This is a genomic window from Bradyrhizobium nitroreducens (assembly GCF_002776695.1).
Taxonomy (GTDB): domain Bacteria; phylum Pseudomonadota; class Alphaproteobacteria; order Rhizobiales; family Xanthobacteraceae; genus Bradyrhizobium; species Bradyrhizobium nitroreducens.
Window position 1 is genome coordinate 2,167,492 of the sequence record NZ_LFJC01000003.1, and the last position, 17,573, is coordinate 2,185,064.

16 protein-coding genes and 2 pseudogenes are annotated in these 17,573 nt (G+C 64.6%); 11 read left to right on the forward strand and 7 right to left on the reverse strand.

Going from position 1 to position 17,573, the window contains the following annotated elements; translation table 11 throughout:
* Positions 1 to 354 precede the first annotated feature (354 nt).
* The 4 genes from TSA1_RS10670 to TSA1_RS10685 are packed head-to-tail and all read left to right on the forward strand — an operon-like array spanning position 355 to position 4,045.
* On the forward strand, positions 355 to 1,410 hold the full coding sequence (locus TSA1_RS10670) for an aminotransferase class I/II-fold pyridoxal phosphate-dependent enzyme (protein WP_100176313.1): 1,056 nt from the start codon (positions 355 to 357) through the stop codon (positions 1,408 to 1,410).
* Positions 1,394 to 2,263 (forward strand): radical SAM/SPASM domain-containing protein, encoded by an 870-nt coding sequence (locus TSA1_RS10675; RefSeq protein ID WP_161497213.1) that lies wholly within the window; start codon positions 1,394 to 1,396, stop codon positions 2,261 to 2,263. The genes TSA1_RS10670 and TSA1_RS10675 overlap by 17 nt, the downstream gene beginning before the upstream one ends.
* Positions 2,260 to 2,946: a glycosyltransferase family 29 protein gene (locus TSA1_RS10680; protein WP_100176315.1), complete on the forward strand. Its 687-nt coding sequence runs from the start codon at positions 2,260 to 2,262 to the stop codon at positions 2,944 to 2,946. The genes TSA1_RS10675 and TSA1_RS10680 overlap by 4 nt, the downstream gene beginning before the upstream one ends.
* A 40-nt stretch (positions 2,947 to 2,986) precedes the next feature.
* Complete coding sequence (locus tag TSA1_RS10685; RefSeq protein WP_161497214.1) at positions 2,987 to 4,045, forward strand: Ldh family oxidoreductase; 1,059 nt, start codon at positions 2,987 to 2,989, stop codon at positions 4,043 to 4,045.
* Here the strand turns inward: TSA1_RS10685 and TSA1_RS10690 are convergent, their stop codons facing one another.
* Together TSA1_RS10690 and TSA1_RS10695 are read right to left on the reverse strand one after the other, a co-directional pair.
* Entirely contained in the window at positions 4,046 to 4,927 is an 882-nt protein-coding gene (locus TSA1_RS10690; protein WP_100176317.1) for a DMT family transporter, read from the reverse strand.
* Positions 4,928 to 5,154: 227 nt separating this feature from the next.
* Positions 5,155 to 5,427: pseudogene (locus tag TSA1_RS10695) on the reverse strand (LysR substrate-binding domain-containing protein); the annotation flags it as partial.
* Positions 5,428 to 5,572: 145 nt separating this feature from the next.
* On the opposite strand from TSA1_RS10695, the gene TSA1_RS10700 reads away from it, so the two are divergent.
* The 3 genes and pseudogenes from TSA1_RS10700 to TSA1_RS10710 all read left to right on the forward strand — a co-directional run.
* A complete protein-coding gene (locus tag TSA1_RS10700) occupies positions 5,573 to 6,025 on the forward strand; it encodes a GNAT family N-acetyltransferase (protein WP_161497215.1) in 453 nt (150 codons plus the stop codon).
* 104 nt (positions 6,026 to 6,129) lie between these two features.
* Positions 6,130 to 6,333: a DUF2158 domain-containing protein gene (locus tag TSA1_RS10705; RefSeq protein WP_100176319.1), complete on the forward strand. Its 204-nt coding sequence runs from the start codon at positions 6,130 to 6,132 to the stop codon at positions 6,331 to 6,333.
* A gap of 41 nt (positions 6,334 to 6,374) precedes the next feature.
* Positions 6,375 to 6,533 (forward strand): annotated as a pseudogene (locus tag TSA1_RS10710) (winged helix-turn-helix transcriptional regulator); the annotation flags it as partial.
* Positions 6,534 to 6,544: 11 nt separating this feature from the next.
* On the opposite strand, the gene TSA1_RS10715 reads toward TSA1_RS10710, so the two are convergent.
* The 5 genes from TSA1_RS10715 to TSA1_RS10735 are packed head-to-tail and all read right to left on the reverse strand — an operon-like array spanning position 6,545 to position 10,130.
* On the reverse strand, positions 6,545 to 7,315 hold the full coding sequence (locus tag TSA1_RS10715; protein ID WP_100176321.1) for a sulfite exporter TauE/SafE family protein: 771 nt from the start codon (positions 7,313 to 7,315) through the stop codon (positions 6,545 to 6,547).
* Positions 7,312 to 8,580: a CCA tRNA nucleotidyltransferase gene (locus TSA1_RS10720; RefSeq protein ID WP_100176322.1), complete on the reverse strand. Its 1,269-nt coding sequence runs from the start codon at positions 8,578 to 8,580 to the stop codon at positions 7,312 to 7,314. Before TSA1_RS10720 ends, TSA1_RS10715 begins: the two co-directional genes overlap by 4 nt.
* A 10-nt stretch (positions 8,581 to 8,590) precedes the next feature.
* Positions 8,591 to 8,854 carry a DUF6111 family protein gene (locus TSA1_RS10725; RefSeq protein ID WP_097666125.1) on the reverse strand — a complete coding sequence of 88 codons (264 nt, stop codon included), beginning with the start codon at positions 8,852 to 8,854 and terminating at the stop codon, positions 8,591 to 8,593.
* Positions 8,851 to 9,522: a CoA pyrophosphatase gene (locus TSA1_RS10730; protein WP_097666124.1), complete on the reverse strand. Its 672-nt coding sequence runs from the start codon at positions 9,520 to 9,522 to the stop codon at positions 8,851 to 8,853. Before TSA1_RS10730 ends, TSA1_RS10725 begins: the two co-directional genes overlap by 4 nt.
* A complete protein-coding gene (locus TSA1_RS10735; RefSeq protein WP_100176323.1) occupies positions 9,519 to 10,130 on the reverse strand; it encodes a DUF1285 domain-containing protein in 612 nt (203 codons plus the stop codon). The genes TSA1_RS10730 and TSA1_RS10735 overlap by 4 nt, the downstream gene beginning before the upstream one ends.
* A 268-nt stretch (positions 10,131 to 10,398) precedes the next feature.
* On the opposite strand from TSA1_RS10735, the gene TSA1_RS10740 reads away from it, so the two are divergent.
* The 4 genes from TSA1_RS10740 to TSA1_RS10755 are packed head-to-tail and all read left to right on the forward strand — an operon-like array spanning position 10,399 to position 17,225.
* Positions 10,399 to 11,397: an AAA family ATPase gene (locus TSA1_RS10740; RefSeq protein WP_100176324.1), complete on the forward strand. Its 999-nt coding sequence runs from the start codon at positions 10,399 to 10,401 to the stop codon at positions 11,395 to 11,397.
* On the forward strand, positions 11,397 to 12,341 hold the full coding sequence (locus tag TSA1_RS10745; RefSeq protein ID WP_100176325.1) for a DUF58 domain-containing protein: 945 nt from the start codon (positions 11,397 to 11,399) through the stop codon (positions 12,339 to 12,341). The genes TSA1_RS10740 and TSA1_RS10745 overlap by 1 nt, the downstream gene beginning before the upstream one ends.
* Positions 12,338 to 15,154: a DUF4159 domain-containing protein gene (locus TSA1_RS10750; RefSeq protein WP_100176326.1), complete on the forward strand. Its 2,817-nt coding sequence runs from the start codon at positions 12,338 to 12,340 to the stop codon at positions 15,152 to 15,154. Before TSA1_RS10745 ends, TSA1_RS10750 begins: the two co-directional genes overlap by 4 nt.
* Positions 15,155 to 15,161: 7 nt before the next feature.
* On the forward strand, positions 15,162 to 17,225 hold the full coding sequence (locus tag TSA1_RS10755) for a hypothetical protein (RefSeq protein WP_100176327.1): 2,064 nt from the start codon (positions 15,162 to 15,164) through the stop codon (positions 17,223 to 17,225).
* Positions 17,226 to 17,573: the final 348 nt, after the last annotated feature.

Consider the following 17,573-nt stretch of genomic DNA (forward strand, 5'->3'; position numbering starts at 1 on the left):
CTCTCGCGCAACGCATGAGCCGCGGTTCCCGGCACTGCGAAGCCGATTCAGTCGTCTTGCGTTCCTCCATCCTCCTTTTAACGGCAACGACGCCCGCCATGGACGGCGCGTGTCCGGGCCGCGATTCGAACACAACCTGCGATCAACTACAACTACTGCGGCATTTTGCCTGCTGTCACAATTACGGCGCGATTTGATCTGTAGGTATATCGAGGACCAACGACAGACGGTTGGCCGAATGCAGCGGGACGAACTGCACTCGGCCAAAGCCCTGCTGTTCCTCCACCAAGCGGCCTCTCCGTAAGATAACCCGTCTCCGTAAGATAACCCGCGTCTCCTGCAGGAGTGATCCAGATGCGCCGCTTGGTTCATCGCACGCATTGGAGCGACCAAAAGATCAGCAGCACTCATGCGTTTCGCTTGGATCGGAACGAGAATTGCGATGCCGGATACCACGCCAAGTTGGAGGCATTGTTTCTCCCTACCTTGGCATCGGACGTGCTGTGGCAATATCCCGATCTACATGGCGCATATCAGAAGCTCGCTGAGATAGCGCACTTGCCGGCGGAGCGGTTTCTGCTCTCTGCCGGCTCGGAGCAGGCAATCCGCGCCGTGCTGTACGCACATTCGCCCATGAAGCTTTCTCACCGCGTTGCGCCTCGGCTTTTCTATGCGGAGCCTACCTATGCGATGGTCGCGGTCTACGGTCAGCTTTTTGGCTACGATTTGGCGCCGATCCCCTATCGTTACGATCCTTCAGTTCCGGGCTTCTTGCTCGACTGGTCCGCATTTCTCACCGCAGGCCCCGACGACATCGTCTATCTTGCCGGCCCGGACAACTTGACGGGAACATGTCTGGAGTCCGCAGCTCTCGAATGCATTTCTGCTTCAGGTCCAACCGTCATAGTCGACCACGCATACGTCGACTTTGCGGATGCCGACGTCGTGACCCAGCAAGCGCTCGTAGATCGTTACGCCAACGTGTTTATTACGCTGAGTTTCAGCAAGATGGGCGCGGCTGCGGGCCTGCGACTTGGTGCCGTATACAGTCAAGCTTCGAATATCGAACGCCTCTACGAAGACAAGCCCATGTACGAGGTGAGCGGCTTGGCATGCACCTACCTCAAGTTCGTCGCAGACAACATCGACCTCGTAAAGGCGACGATCGCGTCTCTCCGTGAGGGGAAGGCGCAGCTTGAGAGCGAGCTGGTTGCGAGAGGCGCTACGTCAATTCCTTCCTGGGGAAACTATTCACTCTTCGCGAGCGGATCCCGAGTGATCTCGCATCTGCAAGAGATCGCTGCCGTTCGCTCGTTCGCTCTCGATGACGCTGACTTCGTACGCGTCACGGCGACTGATCCTCATTCGGTTCGCGCAATCGTGGGAGTTATCGATGGCAAGCTTCGTTGATCCCATCTTTCACCATCGCAAATCGCTCGAATCTGACGCGGATGCGTCGAATATCCTTTCAACGCTCACGGTCATCGAGCTGAACCCAACCGAACTATGCAACAGGACATGTGTATTTTGTCCGCGCGCTGATCCGCAAGTATATAAGAATCGCAAGCGCTTCATGTCCTTGGCGACGGCAGAGCGTATCGCAGAAGGCCTCGCCGAGATCAACTTTGGCTACAGGGGTCAGATCTCCGTTTCCGGTTTCGGCGAGCCTTTGCTCAACGACGACATCGTGGAGATCATCGCCAAGCTCCGGCGACATCTTCCCGGCGTTTACATTGAACTGATCTGCAACGGCGACTTCCTCTCGGTCGAGCTGATTCGATCGCTGCTGAATCGCGGCGTAAATACAATCCTCGTCAACCTCTACGACGGCGCGCATCAAATAGCGGACTTTGAAGAGCGGTTCAGGGGCATCCCACCGGCACGATACATCCTACGCCATCACTACCTCGGCGCGGAAGACAGTTACGGGCTGACCCTCAACAACCGTACCGGCTTGGTTGGTATCCGCGGCCCTTTGGCAAAACCTGCCGAGCGCGCATGTTATGTGCCCTTCTACAAGATGATGATTGATTGGAATGGCAACCATCTTCTGTGCTTCAACGATTGGGGGCGCCGCGCAAGCGTAGCCGGAAATGTGAACGAGCAGTCCATTCGCGAACTTTGGCTGTCACCTTCCATGGAAGCGTACCGCAGAGAATTGCTCGAAGAGCGGCGGAGCCTCACGCCATGCAACACTTGCGACGTCATCGGGACCTTGCATGGCAAAGCTTCGTATGACGCCTTCAAGGAGTACTATGAATGAGGATCGCAATTGTCGGAAATGGCGGCGGTCCGCTCAAGATGAAGCTGGGGCCATTGATTGACAGGTGCGATCGAGTCGTTCGTATCAACGAGTTCCGAACCAGCGGCTACGAGGAATCGGTCGGCTCGCGCCTCGATATCCACATGGTCAATAGTTGGACCAGGATTTCCGGCCGGGACAACGAATGGCGAACTGGCCAGTGTTTGTGGTTCGCCTTTCCGGATCCCAAGTCATGGACAAGGATGGCAACGGAGTACGCGGGCTTCGAGCTGGAATACCTTACGAGGTGGCATCTCGATCTTCTTCCGGAGGAGGCGTCTCCTGAAATCCACGCCCGCGCACTGGAATCCTTCGTTTCGCGTCCCATGCAGTATTTCAGCCAGTCATTGATGATCGATCTGGTGCGCGCGATGGAGTTTGAACGCGCGGGGATCATGATCGGCAAAGACGGCAAGGTCGTACAGCCAACGACGGGTTTGAAAGCCCTTTCGCTCGCGCGCCATCTTTACCCAAGTGCGGAGCTGCTTGCTTTGGGTTTTGATGGCTTTCAGTCCAGTACCTACTATTGGGATCCGCAGCGAGCCGACCAGTACGACAATCACGCCTACACTCGGGAAGTCGAGTATTTCAGTCAACTCGTGCAGCGGGGCGCGATAACCAGACTTGATGTTCACGCGCCCTAACGACTGCTGCAACATTAGTGTCAATCAAAGAGGGCTTGCGATGCCTGTTGTTCGATGTGACCCGTTACTGTCGGCCACCACGACTATCCTCCAGGCAGCGGGGTGCGGCGAAAACGAGGCTGCCGCCATCGCGCAGCATCTGATCGATGCGAATCTTTGCGGTCACGACTCGCACGGAGTGATACGCCTTGCGAACTACGTCGAATGGATAGCTTCGGGCACATATTTTCCAAATCGCACGGCCGTCTCATTGCTGGAAACGAGTTCCATCCTGCTGCTCGACGCCAATTTTGGGCTCGGGCAAATGCCGGCAGAGACCGCTGTCCTCGCCGGTACGAAAAAAGCGGCGAAGAGTGGCCTGGCACTGGTTGGCATCCGCAATGCTGGTTATCTGGGACGCATCGGAGCATGGGCGGAGATTGCTGCCGCACACGGAATGGCATCGCTCCATTTCGTCAACGGGCCGGCGGCTCGCGTCATGGTCCCGTTCGGGGGAAGTGACCGGCGCCTGGGGACGACTCCAATAGCCATTGGATTACCGATCGATGCAGGCAATGCGCTCGTATTCGATGCGAGCACTTCCGCGACCTCCGTCGGAAAAGTCCAGCTGGCCAAGAACATGGGCGCTTCCCTTCCCGAATCGTTGATCGTGGACGCCAGCGGCAGACCATCCACCAACCCAGAGGACTTTTTCGCGGGGGGCGCGCTCCTGCCGATGTCCGGACACAAGGGTTTCGGCCTCAACGTCCTGGTTGACCTTTTGACCGGGCTCGTCACCGGTGGTGGATCCAGTAGTGATACCACGCGACAGGGCGAGAACATGCTTTCGATCTACATAAGCCGAGATATCGTCGGTAGCGAAATGGCTTGGCGGACGGAGATCGAGCGGTTCTCGCAGTTCGTCAAGGCTTCGCCTCGTGTCGGTCCAAATGCCGTTCGACTGCCCGGCGAGAACGCAAGCATGCAACGTATTCAACGCCGCAAGACCGGCATCTCGATCGACGATAAGACCTGGTCGACACTGACGTGGACGGCGGCTTCGTTGGGATTGGATAAAGGGATACTGGAATCCGCAAGCGACGAAGTGAACGCCCCCTGATCAATCATGGGCTTTCACGGCGTCATGGTCTTTAACAGCATAAAAACTGGCAGCGCCGATCATGAGAATACCGAAAACGGCGATCCGGTCGGGTAGATCGTTGAAAACAACGTAGCCAAGGAGGACGGCCCAACCAAGCTGGCTATACATCAGCGACGCAATCAGCGACGCCGGAGCAGAACGAAGGGCTTTGGTCAGCATGAGATGAGCGCCACCGCCAAGGGCTCCGAGGCCAGCCAATGCAATGGCACCTGTTGCCGTCGGAGCATGAAAGAAGAACGGGACCGAAAGAGTGCTGATCGAGCTTGCAACAAGGGTAGGCAAGAAAAGGACCACGACGATGCTGTCCCGTGCAGAAACCGTTCGGGTGAGTATCTGGTAGACTGCATAACAAAGCGCTGACGCCGCTGGGAGTAGAGCAGCCAACGAGAAAGATCCGGTGCCTGGTCGAATTATGGCGATCATCCCCAGAACAGCGACGAAACAACAAAGCCATATCTTGGAAGAAACCGGTTCGCCAAGCATGGTACGCGAGAGGATGACGACGATGAGAGGCGACATGAAGGCGATGGCCGACGCATCGGCCAGCGGCATGAAGTTCAACGAAGCGAAGAACAGTGCGGTTGTAGCCCACAAGAGAAGACCGCGAATTAGATGAACTTTTCTGTTCTCGCTCTGGACCAGATCCCAACGGAGTCTCGGTGCAAATATCAAGACCATTGCGAGGCACTGAGAGACGTATCGCGCCCATACGACGAACGGAATTGGGTATAGCTGACCGAGATATTTGGCCAACGCGTCAGCAGCCGCGAACAGTGCGACAGCGCCAGATACATACAACACGGCGTGGAGATGCTTGGAGCGCGGATTGACGGCGGACATTGACGTTCCCGGTTTCGACGTCTTCCGTGGGAGATTGCGAAGGAGAAACCGACGCTCCAAGCCGCCTCGGCCACATCCGATCGCTCTGCCGGTTAACTAGGGGCGAACTCTTTCGGAGGCGAGCATAGCCTAAGTGAGCAGTAGGATGAATGCGAAATGATGGCGGCAAGTTTATCGTGACGCGTCGTCATCCGACGCGCATTGCCTGATGGTGCCGAAGACGCGCCCTAATCGATAAAAGCCGCAAGTTCCTCGGGCGTACCGGCGGGAAAGGCTTCCTTCAGAAAGTCGCGGAACGCCGAGACGCGAGCGCTCAGAAGTTTACGCGAGGGGTAAAGCGCCCAGAGCGCGATTGGCGGGCCCTCGACATCGCCCCAATGGACGAGCCTGCCGGCGTGGAGGTCGTGACTGACGAGCGACACGGGAAGGCGCGCGTCGCCGACCCCGGCGCGGACGGCATCGCAGATCATGATGAGCGAGGACAGGCGAAGCGCCGGATTGTGCGGCATCGAGCGTCACAAATTATTCCACCTGCTGACGTAACGACCGCTCGACCTTGCACGTAGATGACCCTGCGGATGCTTTCAGCACCCGCGGAAGATTCAAGCAAGGCGCAAGGGAGGGCACGGTATCGTGAGGGAAGCATTGAGCATCCGGAGAGCTCAGGCGAGCGATTATGCCGCCGTCCGTAGCCTCGCGGAGACATTGGCGGCCCATATCGAAGAGCCGCCGCCACCCCTGACGCTCGACCGCTATGTCGCCTTCTATGTCCGCGAGCACGCGCCGATGCACCTCTTTGTCGCGCTGCTCGAAGATCGCGTCGTGGGCATGATCGCCTGGATCCTGACCCACGAGCTCTACAGCGCTCAGGCAGGCCTCTACATCAGCGACATCGCAGTGCATGCCGACGCGCGCCGGAAAGGCGTCGGCAAGGCCTTGATGATGAAGGCGAAGGAGTGGGCCTCCGGCCAGGGTGTCACGAAGCTCGGCTGGGATGTCTGGAAGCACAACGCGTCGGCCATGCAATTCTACCAACGCCTGGGCGCGGCCCCCGACACCGAGGCCGTGCCGCATCTTCTGCTGCTGACGAACAGCTAGCTGCGGCATGCTGGCGGCGGAGCCCGACGCGGCCGGCGGCGTGATCGGGATGTCATGACCGCTTGCTAGGTTCCTCCGGGTCGATCATTCGAGAGGAGCACTCCATGGAATTGAAAGCCGGCGACGTCGTGATGTTGAAATCGGGCGGCCAGCCGCTGACGGTTGCGGAAGTCAAGCAGGACGAGGCGCTCTGCCTCTGGATGGGTATGGAAGGCGACCTGTTCCGCGAGACGCTGCCGCTTGCCGTGCTTGTGCAAGTGGAAGAGGAAGAGGATGAAGACGAGGACGACGACGACGATGAAGAGTAGGCACGGCTAAAGCGCCTGCGCACGAGCCTTGCTCGAGCATGATCGTCCGACTTATCGCACATCATCAGGTGCCCCCGAAGGTCGAGTATGCTCTGACGGAGTGGAGCCAGGCTCCATGCCCTGCGATCGACGCGCTGCTCACCTGGGCAAGCAGTGCTCCGGTCGCCGCGGAGCCCGTGGGTGCAAACAAGGCGGAGTAGGCCGGAAGCACCTACCCGAGGAGCTGCCTCGCCGCCGCCGAGATCATCACCAGCCCGCCCGTGATCACCGCGACATCCAGGATCGCGGTGTGGATGTGCACCGGCATCCGCTCGACGAAAGCCTTTGCGAGGAAGGCGCCGGGGATCGCGATCCCTCCGATCAGCAGCGCGAAGGCGAGCACCTGCGCCGTGACGGCACCGGCGAGCCCGAACACCGAGATCTTGATGAGGCCGGTGCCGAGCGAGATCATGGCGTCGGTCGCGATCACGGCGGCGCCCTCGAGGCCCGCGGCCATCAACAGCGAGAGCAGGATGACGCCGGAGCCGGAGGTGCCGCCGACCAGCACGCCGTAGCCGACGGATCCGGCGGCAAGACCGCCATCGCCGATTCGCACGCTTCGGCGGCGGAGCACGCGGCGCAACGGCACGCTCAGGATCAGCATGGTGCCGATCACGAGGGCGGCGCCGGCATTGGTCAGCCGCGTGTAGCCGTAGGCGCCGAGTGCGGTCGTCAGCGCGGCACAGGCGAGCACGATCAGCGCGCGGCGGCGGTCGGCGTAGCGCAGGTAAGCAACCGCGCGGCTGCAATTGGTGAAGATGGCCGAGATCGCGATGATCGGCACCACGGGCTCGGCGCCGACCAGCGGCACCAGCACCAGCGGCATCAGCGCGCCGGTGCCGTAGCCGGCGAGACCTCCGATGATCGAAGCAAACAACGCCATCAACGCGACCAGCAGAAGCTGAAAGATCGAGATGTCGGCGAAGGCTGAGACGATGGTCACGTTCTCTCGTCGCGGCTGATGCGGGCCGCAGCTTGATCGGCGATGGAAGCGAGCGCGGCTTCCTCTAAGGGAAAATCCGCCGCAAGCCAAGCGTCCTCGGCGAGCGTCAACACGTGTCCGAGCGCGGGTCCTTCGGCGAGGCCGCGCGCGATGAAGTCGGCGGCCTTCAGCGGAAATTTCGGCGCAATCCAGCGCTGCGGCAGCTCGGCGAGCGCACGCCAGTGCGTTGAAGTGACGTCGCCGCCGCTCCTCGCCCAGCCGAGCAACACGCGATCGTGATAGCGCTCGGCACCGAGCCGGTAGAGCAGCCGCCGCGCATTGGCCTCGTCCTTGGCGGCGAGGCGCCACCAGCGGTGGCCCATCGAATCCAGCGCCTTGGTCTCGGCATTTGAGAGCCGCAGGCGCGCGGCGACGCGCTTGGCATCTTCAGTTACGGCGACGGTCAGCGCGGCGAGGCGCCGCGTGCTGCTCGCGGTGAGGCCGAGCTCGCGCTCGATCGCGATCATCGTCGTCAGCGGCCCGGTGTAGACGACGCCGCCGACCAGCGCCTGCAGCAAGCCGCCCTCGGCCATGGCCAGCGCGGCCGCGGATGCGCCCGATGTCACCAGCAGCTTCAGCATCTCCATCCGCACCCGCTCGGCCGACAAGCTGGCAAGGCCGGCGCGTCCGCGGATGCAGGCGAGAGTACCGTCGCGGTCGGGATCGCCGGCGCCGAAGGCGGCGTGGATGCGGAAGAAGCGCAGGATGCGCAGATAATCCTCGGCGATGCGCTGGTCGGGATCGCCGATGAAGCGCACGCGGCGCGCTTTCGCATCGGCAATACCGCCGACATGATCGTAGACGACGCCGCGCGCGTCGACCGACAGGCCGTTCATGGTGAAGTCGCGCCGCTCGGCATCCTTCACCCAGTCGCGGCCGAACGCGACCTTGGCCTTGCGGCCGAAGGTTTCGGTGTCCTCGCGCAGCGTCGTGACCTCATAGGGATGGCTGTCGATGACCAGCGTGACGGTGCCGTGATCGATGCCGGTCGGCACGCTCTTGATGCCGGCGGCCTTGGCGCGCCGGATCACCTCCTCGGGCCGCGCCGTGGTCGCGATGTCGATGTCGCCGGGTTTGAGACCGAGCAGCGCGTTGCGCACGGCGCCGCCGACCACCCGCGCCTCCTCGCCGCCGGCATTGAGCAGCGCCAGGACGCGCGCGGTCCCGCCTGCGGTCAGCCAGGGGGCATCGGCAAGAATCGGCGCAAGTATCGGCTCCGCGCTCATCGTGCTGTCCCTATTTCTCCACGCCCGGCACCAGCCTGCCGTTCTCGATATGGGCGGGAACGTAGGTCGAATCCGGGGCGGCGCCGGAGAAATGCGCAAAGCCGATCAGTCCCGCGATGACAAGCACGAGCGCAGCCAGGACAAGGCGCGCGACGATGGTGACCGGCCAGGACGAACGTGCGAACAGGCCGGACCGCGTCGCGGCCAGGAACAGCGCATAGACGGCAAAGGGAATGAGGAAGATTCCGATCTCGGTCAGAACCGGCCGGATCATGATGAATAGATCCGCTCATACAGCACACGCAGCATTCCGGCCGTCGCGCCCCAGATGTAACGTTCCGCAAACGGCATGGCGTAGTAGAACCGCTCCATGCCGCGGAATTCCTTGCTGTGCACCTGATGGTTCACCGGGTTCATCAGGAAGGATAGCGGCACCTCGAAGGCGTCATCAACCTCGGATTGGTTGATGGTGAGCGAAAAGCCCGGCCGCACCCGCGCGACCGTCGGCAGGATGCGGAAGCCGAACGCGGTGCCGTAGAGATCGAGATAACCGATCGGCTCGACGAAATCCCTGGAGAGCCCGACCTCCTCCTCGGCCTCGCGCAGCGCCGCGTCGAGCGGCGAGGAATCGGTCGCGTCGATCTTGCCGCCGGGAAAGGCGATCTGGCCGGCATGGTCGTTCAGATGCGCCGAACGCTGCGTCAGCAAAATCGTGGGCTCGGGATGGTCGACCACGGCGATCAGGACAGCCGCCGGGCGCACCGGCTGCTCGCGCGCGACGATCTCGAGCATCTTGTCGGTGCCGGGATCGCCCGAGGCGGGAATGATGTTGGGATCGTAGAGGCCGGCCGGCACGTCGAAGCCGAGCTTCGCCTTCGAGCGGGCGAAGAAATCCGCCGCGCCGAGCGCAACCGGATCACTCTTCAGGATAGGCTTGTTCAAAGCGCGGCCCTCACCTGCTCCGCATCGGCCATGGCGAAGAATTCGCCTGACGATTCGACGCCGAACATCGGCTGGCCATCGACCATCCGCTCCTCGCCCATGTCAACCAGGTCGTAATAGAGCGCCCGTGTGACCTTGGCCCAGAGATCGGCACGGACGTGCAGGTACGGCGTCAGCCCGCCGTCCGCGGCCTGCTCGAAGCGCAGCCGGTGCGCGGCATCGCAGGTCACCCAGTCGTCGACATTGGTGCGGAAGCGCAGCACGCGATGCTTCCCCTCGCCGTCCGTCTGCATCTCGACCGCCATGAAGGGCGCGTCATCGACGCGGATGCCGACCTTCTCCACCGGCGTGACCAGGAAATGCTTGTCGCCCTCGCGCTTGAGGATGGTCGAGAACAGCCGCACCAGCGCCGGACGTCCGATTGGCGTCCCCAAGTAGAACCAAGTACCATCGGAGGCGATTCGGATGTCGAGATCGCCGCAAAACGGCGGATTCCACAGATGTACCGGCGGCAGGCCTTTCTTCCCGCCCTCGGCGTTGGCAGCATTCTTGGCAGCGACCGTCAGCCCCTCGAGGCCGCGATCGGCGCTCTGCCCTTGGTTCGCCATGGTTTGCCCTGACTTTGTCCTTGGCACGATTGGTGCAGGTCTACGTTGTAATCGGGTCAACGGTTCCACCCCGGATTAGCCCGGTGTGGAAGTCGCCACTTCGTGATGCCGTACATAACCCGAAGCCGATAAGGTGGGGATAGGTTAATTCAACGAATACATGGCCTTCCTGCAAGTCTAGCATAAGGCCCATGAGCTGAAATGATGACCTGCGCGATGTGGTGACATGACGGCCCAGGCCGCATGGCGGGCTTTAAGGAGCGAACGGATGGCGGAGAGTGTCGAGAAACTCGAGGACGGGATCGTCCGTTCGGCCGAGCAGGTGTCGAGCCAGGTTCGCGCTGCGAAGGATGCGATCGCGTCCATCATCTTCGGCCAGGATCGGGTGATCGAGAATACGCTGGTCACCATCCTCTCCGGCGGACATGCGCTGCTGATCGGCGTGCCCGGCCTTGCCAAGACCAAGCTGGTCGAGACGCTCGGCGTCACGCTCGGCCTCGATGCCAAGCGCATCCAGTTCACGCCCGACCTGATGCCGTCGGACATTCTCGGCGCCGAGGTGCTGGACGAGAGCACCGCGGGCAAGCGCGCCTTCCGCTTCATTTCGGGTCCGGTTTTCGCCCAGCTCCTGATGGCCGACGAGATCAACCGCGCCTCACCACGCACGCAATCGGCGCTGCTGCAGGCGATGCAGGAGCAGCACATCACCGTCGCCGGCGCGCGCCACGATCTGCCAAAGCCCTTCCATGTGCTGGCCACGCAAAACCCGCTGGAGCAGGAAGGCACCTACCCGCTGCCCGAAGCGCAGCTCGACCGCTTCCTGATGGAAATCGACGTCGACTATCCCGATCGCGACGCCGAACGCCGTATCCTGTTCGAGACCACCGGCGCGGAGGAGACGCTCGCCAAGGGCGCGATGACGGCGGACGCGCTGATCACCGCGCAGCGGCTGATCCGCCGCCTGCCGGTCGGCGATTCCGTGGTCGAAGCCATCCTGTCGCTGGTGCGCTCGGCCCGCCCGGGTCCGGACGCCGGCGAAGCCGGCAAGTTCATCGCCTGGGGCCCCGGCCCGCGCGCCAGCCAATCCCTCATGCTGGCGGTGCGCGCGCGTGCGCTGATCGACGGGCGCCTCGCGCCCTCGATCGACGACGTGCTCGACCTCGCCGAGCCCGTGCTGAAGCACCGCATGGCGCTGACGTTCCAGGCCCGTGCCGAGGGGCGCACGATTCCGGACGTGATCAAGCAGCTCAAGACACGGATCGGTTGATGGCCGCAGAGACCGGGCACACGGCGAAGGAGATCATCGCGATCCGACGTGCCGATGGCGAAAGCCGTACGCTCGCAGCCTCCTTGCCGCGCCTGGTGCTCGAGGCCCGCCGCATCGCCGCCAACGTCATCCACGGCCTGCATGGACGGCGCCGCGCCGGCTCCGGCGAGAATTTCTGGCAATACCGCCGCTTCGTTTCCGGCGAGCCGGCGCAGAACGTCGACTGGCGCCGTTCGGCGCGCGACGACCATCTCTATGTCCGCGAGCTCGAATGGGAAGCCTCGCACACGGTCTGGATCTGGCCGGACCGCTCGCCCTCGATGGCATTCGCCTCGAAGACCGCGCGCGAATCCAAGCTGGAGCGCACGCTGATCGTCGCCTTTGCGCTGGCCGAGCTGCTGGTCTCCGGTGGCGAACGCGTCGGGATTCCCGGGTTGATGGCGCCGACGGCGAGCCGCAGCGTCATCGACAAGATGGCGCAGGCGATGCTGCATGACGATGCCGACCGATTGAGCCTGCCGCCGTCCTTCGTGCCTTCCGCGCTCGCCGAGATCATCGTGCTGTCGGATTTCTGGTCGCCGATCTCCGAGATCAGGACGACGCTCGCGGGACTCTCCGGCTCCGGCGCGCACGGCACGCTGGTGCAGGTCGTCGATCCCGCCGAAGAATCGTTCCCCTATTCCGGCCGCGTCGAGTTCGTCGAGCCCGAGGGCTTCGGCGTGATCACCGCCGGCCGCGCCGAGAGCTGGGCGCAGGATTACACCGCGCGGCTCGCACTGCACCGCGACCAGATCCGCGCCGAGACGAGCAAGCTCGACTGGCTGTTCACCACGCACGCCACCGACCGCTCCGCGGCGGAGCTTCTGCTGTTCCTGCATGCCGGCATGCAGGTGAGCAAGTCGGGCGCCCGCACCACCACGATCAAGGCGGGGCCGGCCGCATGATGGGATTGCCGCTCGCCTTCACCGAACCGCTGCTCCTGATCGGCCTCGTCAGCCTGCCGGTGCTGTGGTGGCTGCTCCGCGTGATGCCACCGCGGCCGCGCCGGATCGAGTTTCCGCCGACGCGCCTGCTGTTCGACATCGCCCCGCGCGAGGAGACGCCGTCGCGAACGCCGTGGTGGCTGACCGCGCTCCGCCTGCTCGCCGCAGCGCTCGTCATCTTCGCCGCCGCCGGCCCGATCTGGAATCCGCAAGTCGGCGCAGCCGGCAGCAAGGCGCCGCTGATGATCATGCTCGACGACGGCTGGAGCGCAGCCTCGCACTGGGACGTCAGGATCAGGGCCGCCGACGAGCTGATCGCCAACGCCGACAACGACCGCCGCGCCATCGCGCTGGTGCCGCTGTCCGAGCCGAACCGCGACATCACGCTGATGCCGGCGGGTGCGGCCCGCGTCGCGCTGCGCCAGCTCGCGCCAAAGCCCTATTCGATCGACCGCGTCGAGACGCTGGCTGCGGTCGACCGCTTCCTCAAAGCGACCGGCGATTGCGAGATTGCCTGGCTGTCCGACGGCGTCGATACCGGCCGCGGCGAGGACTTCGTGGCCGCCCTCGGCAAGACCATCGGCGAGCGCAGCCTGACCATCTTCGAAGGCGGCACCTCCGCGCCGCTGGCGCTGGTTGCGGCCGAGAACGCCGCCGCCAGGATGACGGTGAAGGTGCTGCGCACCGACAGCGGCATCGCGGTCGGCACCGTGCGCGCGCTGGACCAGAAGGCCTCGCCGATCGGCGAGGCGCGCTTCTCGTTCGGCCCGCAGGACAAGGAGACCGACGCCGCGTTCGATCTGCCGGTCGAGCTGCGCAACGACATCACCCGGCTCGAAATCTCGGGCGAGCGCTCCGCCGGCGCGGTGCAGCTGCTCGACAAGCGCTGGCGCCGCCGCGCCATCGGCATCGTCTCGGGCTCGACCAGCGAGACCGCGCAGCCGCTGCTGGCGCCGACCTTCTATCTCACCCGCGCGCTGGCGCCGTTCGCCGACGTCAGGCTCGCCGACAAGGGCTCGCCGCAGCAGGGCATCACGCAATTCCTCGATCAGAAGCTGCCGATGATCATCCTCGCCGATGTCGGCACCATCGCGCCGGAGCTGCGCGAGCGCCTCAATGCCTGGATCGACCAGGGCGGCGTGCTGGTGCGGTTCGCTGGGCCCCGCCTGGCGCAGGCCGAGGACGACCTCGTGCCGGTCAAGCTGCGCAAGGGCGGCCGCACGCTCGGCGGCAGCCTGACCTGGGAGAAGCCGCAGCATCTGGCTTCCTTCGCCGGCGATGGCCCGTTCGCCGGCGTCGCGGTCCCCAAGGACGTCACCGTGAGCCGCCAGGTGCTGGCCGAGCCCGACGCGGTGCTCGCCACCAAGAGCTGGGCCTCGCTGGAGGACGGCACGCCGCTCGTCACCGGCGAGCATCGCGGCAAGGGCCTCGTCAGCCTGTTCCACGTCAGCGCCGACATGCGCTGGTCTGACCTGCCGATGTCGGGCACCTTCGTCGAGATGCTGCGGCGGGTGGTCGACATGTCCGGCTACACGTCCAAGCCCGGCGCAGGCGTCGCCGGCGAAGCGACCATTGAAACGGTGGCGCCGCTGCACATCCTCGACGGCTTTGGTGCGTTCGGCCCGCCGCCGGTGACTGCAAAGCCCCTGCCCGCGGACTACCGCGACCGCGCCACATCAGATCATCCGCCGGGCTTCTATGGGCCGGCCGAAGGACCGCTCGCCGTGAACACGCTTGCTGCCGCCGACCGCATCGCGGCCCTCAACACCGCGAGCCTGCGCGCCCGGCACGCCACCTACACCAATGCCGAGCCGCGGGATCTGCGTGGCTGGCTGCTGTCGACGGCGCTCGCGCTGTTCCTGATCGACGCCATCATCGTCGCGGTGCTCGGCGGCGGACTAGCCGCGCTGCTGCGCCGCCGCGCCGCGCCCGCCATGATCGTCCTTGGCCTCGTGCTCGCGGGCCTCGTCGCGCTCATCCCGGCGCCGTCACGCGCCGACAGCGCCGCGGACGATTTCGCGATGAGAGCGACGGCGCAGACCCGCCTCGCCTATGTCGTGACAGGCAATGCCGACGTCGATTCCATCGTCAAGGCCGGCATGTCCGGACTGACGCTGTTCTTGGCGCAGCGCACCGCGCTCGAGGCCGGCGACCCCGTCGGGATCGATCCCGCGCGCGACGAGCTCGCCTTCTTCCCGCTGATCTACTGGCCGATCGTGCCGGGCGCGCCCAAGCCGCCGCAGGACGCCATCAACAAGATCGACGCCTACATGAAGCAGGGCGGCACCGTGCTGTTCGACACCCGCGACGCGATCGAAGCGCCGCCCGGCGCCAACGGCGCGGCGCAGACCCCGGGCATGCAGACGCTGCGCGAGATCCTGTCCTCGCTCGACGTGCCCGAGCTCGAGCCGGTGCCGCGCGAGCACGTGCTGACCAAGACCTTCTATCTGCTGCGCGACTTCCCCGGCCGCTTCGTTACCGGTCAGACCTGGGTCGAGACCCTGCCGCGCGAAGACGAGGACGAGGACAGCGCACAGCGGCCGGCGCGCGGCGGCGACGGCGTCTCGCCGATCATCATCACCTCGAACGATCTTGCCGGCGCCTGGGCCGTGCGGCCCGACGGCCAGGCCATGCTGCCGGTGACCGGTGGCGACACCCGCCAGCGCGAATTCGCCTACCGCGCCGGCGCCAACATCGTGATGTACACGCTGACCGGCAACTACAAGGCCGACCAGGTGCACGCACCGGCCCTGATCGAACGGCTGGGACAATAGGATTGAGATGAACTACGGCATCGCATTCACGCCGCTTGTCCCCACGATCGTGCTGTGGATCGCGCTCGCCGCGATCGTCGTCATTGCGATCGTGCTGCTGGTGGCACGTGCGCGCGGCGCCGCCGTGCGCGTGGCCGCGCTGGCGCTATTCCTGCTCGCGCTCGCCAACCCCTCCTTCACCCGCGAGGACCGCGAGCCCCTCACCTCGGTCGCAGCAATCGTCGTCGACAAGAGCCCGAGCCAGAACTTCGGCAGCCGCAACCGCGAGGCCGCGCAGGCGCAGGAAGCGCTGGTCGACAATCTGAAGAAGATCAAGGGGCTCGAGGTGCGTGTCGTCGATGCCGGGCAGGCCGACGGCGAGACCGACGGCACAAAACTGTTCGGCGCGCTCGCCTCGGCGTTATCGGACGTGCCGGTCGACCGCGTCGCCGGCGCCTTCCTGATCACCGACGGCCGCGTCCACGACATTCCGGCGAACGCCGCCGCGCTCGGCTTCCAGGCGCCGGTGCATGCGCTGATCACCGGCCAGAAGGACGAGCGCGATCGGCGCATCGCGATCACGGCCGCGCCGCGCTTCGGCATCGTCGGCCAGACCCAGACCATCTCCTACCGCCTCGACGACCAGGGCGTGACGGGCGAGCGCGCCAAGGTCACGATCCGCAGGGACGGCGAGGTCATCAACGAGCGCACGCTCTCGAGCGGCCAGAGCGCGAGCGTCGACGTCGACATCAAGCACGCCGGCCCGAACATCGTCGAGATCGAGGCCTCGCCGCTGGAGAGAGAGCTGACGCCGGTGAACAACCGCGCCGTCGTCGCCATCGACGGCGTGCGCGACAAGCTGCGCGTGCTGCTGGTCTCGGGCGAGCCGCATTCCGGCGAGCGCACCTGGCGCAATCTGCTCAAGTCCGACGCCAGCGTCGACCTCGTGCACTTCACCATTCTGCGTCCGCCGGAGAAGCAGGACGGCACGCCGATCAACGAATTGTCGCTGATCGCGTTTCCGACCCGCGAGCTGTTCCAGCAGAAGATCAACGAATTCCAGCTGATCATCTTCGACCGCTATGCCCGCCAGGGCGTGCTGCCGATCGCCTATTTCGACAATATCGCGCGCTATGTGCGCTCGGGCGGTGCCGTGCTGGTCTCGGCCGGCCCCGACTACGCCTCCAACACCAGCATCTGGCGCACGCCGCTGGATTCGGTGCTGCCGGCCGAGCCGGTCGGCGTGACCGAGAAGCCGTTCTATGCGCATCTGTCGGACATCGGCAAACGCCATCCCGTCACGCGCGCCCTGGAGGGCTCGGCCTCCGAGCCGCCGCGCTGGAGCCGGTTCTTCCGCACCGTCGACACCCGCAATTCCGTCAACCCGCCGGTGATGACGGGGGCGGACGGCAAGCCGCTGCTGTTCCTGTCGCGCTTCGGCGAGGGCCGCGTCGCGCTTCTGCTCTCCGATCACATCTGGCTGTGGGCGCGCGGCTATGAGGGCGGCGGGCCGCATCTCGACCTACTGCGACGGATGTCGCACTGGCTGATGAAGCAGCCCGACCTCGACGAGGAGGCGCTGCGTCTCCAGGTGCAAGGCAAGGATCTCGTCGTGGTGCGCCAGACCATGGCGGACAGCGTCCAGCCGGTGAGCGTGACCTCGCCGTCCGGCGTGTCGCGCGATTTGACGCTGAGCCCCGGCGAGCCCGGCGAATGGCGCGCCAACCTGCCGGCGAGCGAGCTCGGGCTGTGGCAAGCCACCGACGGCACGCTGAAGGCGCTGATCAATGTCGGCCCGACCAATCCGAAGGAGTTTTCGGAAGTCACCTCCACGGTCGAGACCTTGAAGCCGCTGACGCAGGCAACCGGCGGCAGCGCCGTGCGCGTGGCGAACAGTGCCAGCGTCGAGCTGCCGCGCATCCTACCGGTGCGTTCGGCCAGCGTCTTCGCCGGCGACGGCTGGATGGGCGTGCGGATGCGCGATGCCAGCGTCGTCAAGGGCGTCGGCGTGCTGCCGATCTTTGCCGGCCTGATCGGCCTTCTGCTGCTGCTCGGGGCGTTTGCGGCGACCTGGGTGCGCGAAGGACGGTGAAGTCTTGGGGCACAACGAGATGAGACTCGCCTAGCGCTGCGACGGCGGTGCGTTCCCTCCCCCCTTGTGGGGGAGGGCTAGGGAGAGGGGTGGCCCAGGAAAAGCTGCCGATTGTTAGCGATACATCGCGTGCAGGTGCGCGACGGAAAGAGTCCCCGTGTGGGCCCCCCTCCCTGCCCCTCCCCCACAAGGGGGGAGGGAACGGAGAGAGCACCGATGTAGCCCGCACTCGGCGGTTCGACTTCAGCTCATTAAGCTTGAGTTGCCCGGACGACACATCGCGCGGCCACCCGCGCGAGATCGCCTGACCGCCGTTGACATAAGCCGGCCGTTCCTGCGATGTTACAT

Coding starts and splice junctions, on each gene's coding strand:
- TSA1_RS10750 (WP_100176326.1), top strand. CDS start 12,338: ATGATGGGATTGCCGCTCGCCTTCACCGAACCGCTGCTCCTGATCGGC.
- TSA1_RS10755 (WP_100176327.1), top strand. CDS start 15,162: ATGAACTACGGCATCGCATTCACGCCGCTTGTCCCCACGATCGTGCTG.
- TSA1_RS10745 (WP_100176325.1), top strand. CDS start 11,397: ATGGCCGCAGAGACCGGGCACACGGCGAAGGAGATCATCGCGATCCGA.
- TSA1_RS10685 (WP_161497214.1), top strand. CDS start 2,987: ATGCCTGTTGTTCGATGTGACCCGTTACTGTCGGCCACCACGACTATC.
- TSA1_RS10735 (WP_100176323.1), bottom strand. CDS start 10,130: ATGGCGAACCAAGGGCAGAGCGCCGATCGCGGCCTCGAGGGGCTGACG.
- TSA1_RS10740 (WP_100176324.1), top strand. CDS start 10,399: ATGGCGGAGAGTGTCGAGAAACTCGAGGACGGGATCGTCCGTTCGGCC.
- TSA1_RS10680 (WP_100176315.1), top strand. CDS start 2,260: ATGAGGATCGCAATTGTCGGAAATGGCGGCGGTCCGCTCAAGATGAAG.
- TSA1_RS10670 (WP_100176313.1), top strand. CDS start 355: ATGCGCCGCTTGGTTCATCGCACGCATTGGAGCGACCAAAAGATCAGC.
- TSA1_RS10690 (WP_100176317.1), bottom strand. CDS start 4,927: ATGTCCGCCGTCAATCCGCGCTCCAAGCATCTCCACGCCGTGTTGTAT.
- TSA1_RS10720 (WP_100176322.1), bottom strand. CDS start 8,580: ATGAGCGCGGAGCCGATACTTGCGCCGATTCTTGCCGATGCCCCCTGG.
- TSA1_RS10705 (WP_100176319.1), top strand. CDS start 6,130: ATGGAATTGAAAGCCGGCGACGTCGTGATGTTGAAATCGGGCGGCCAG.
- TSA1_RS10725 (WP_097666125.1), bottom strand. CDS start 8,854: ATGATCCGGCCGGTTCTGACCGAGATCGGAATCTTCCTCATTCCCTTT.
- TSA1_RS10675 (WP_161497213.1), top strand. CDS start 1,394: ATGGCAAGCTTCGTTGATCCCATCTTTCACCATCGCAAATCGCTCGAA.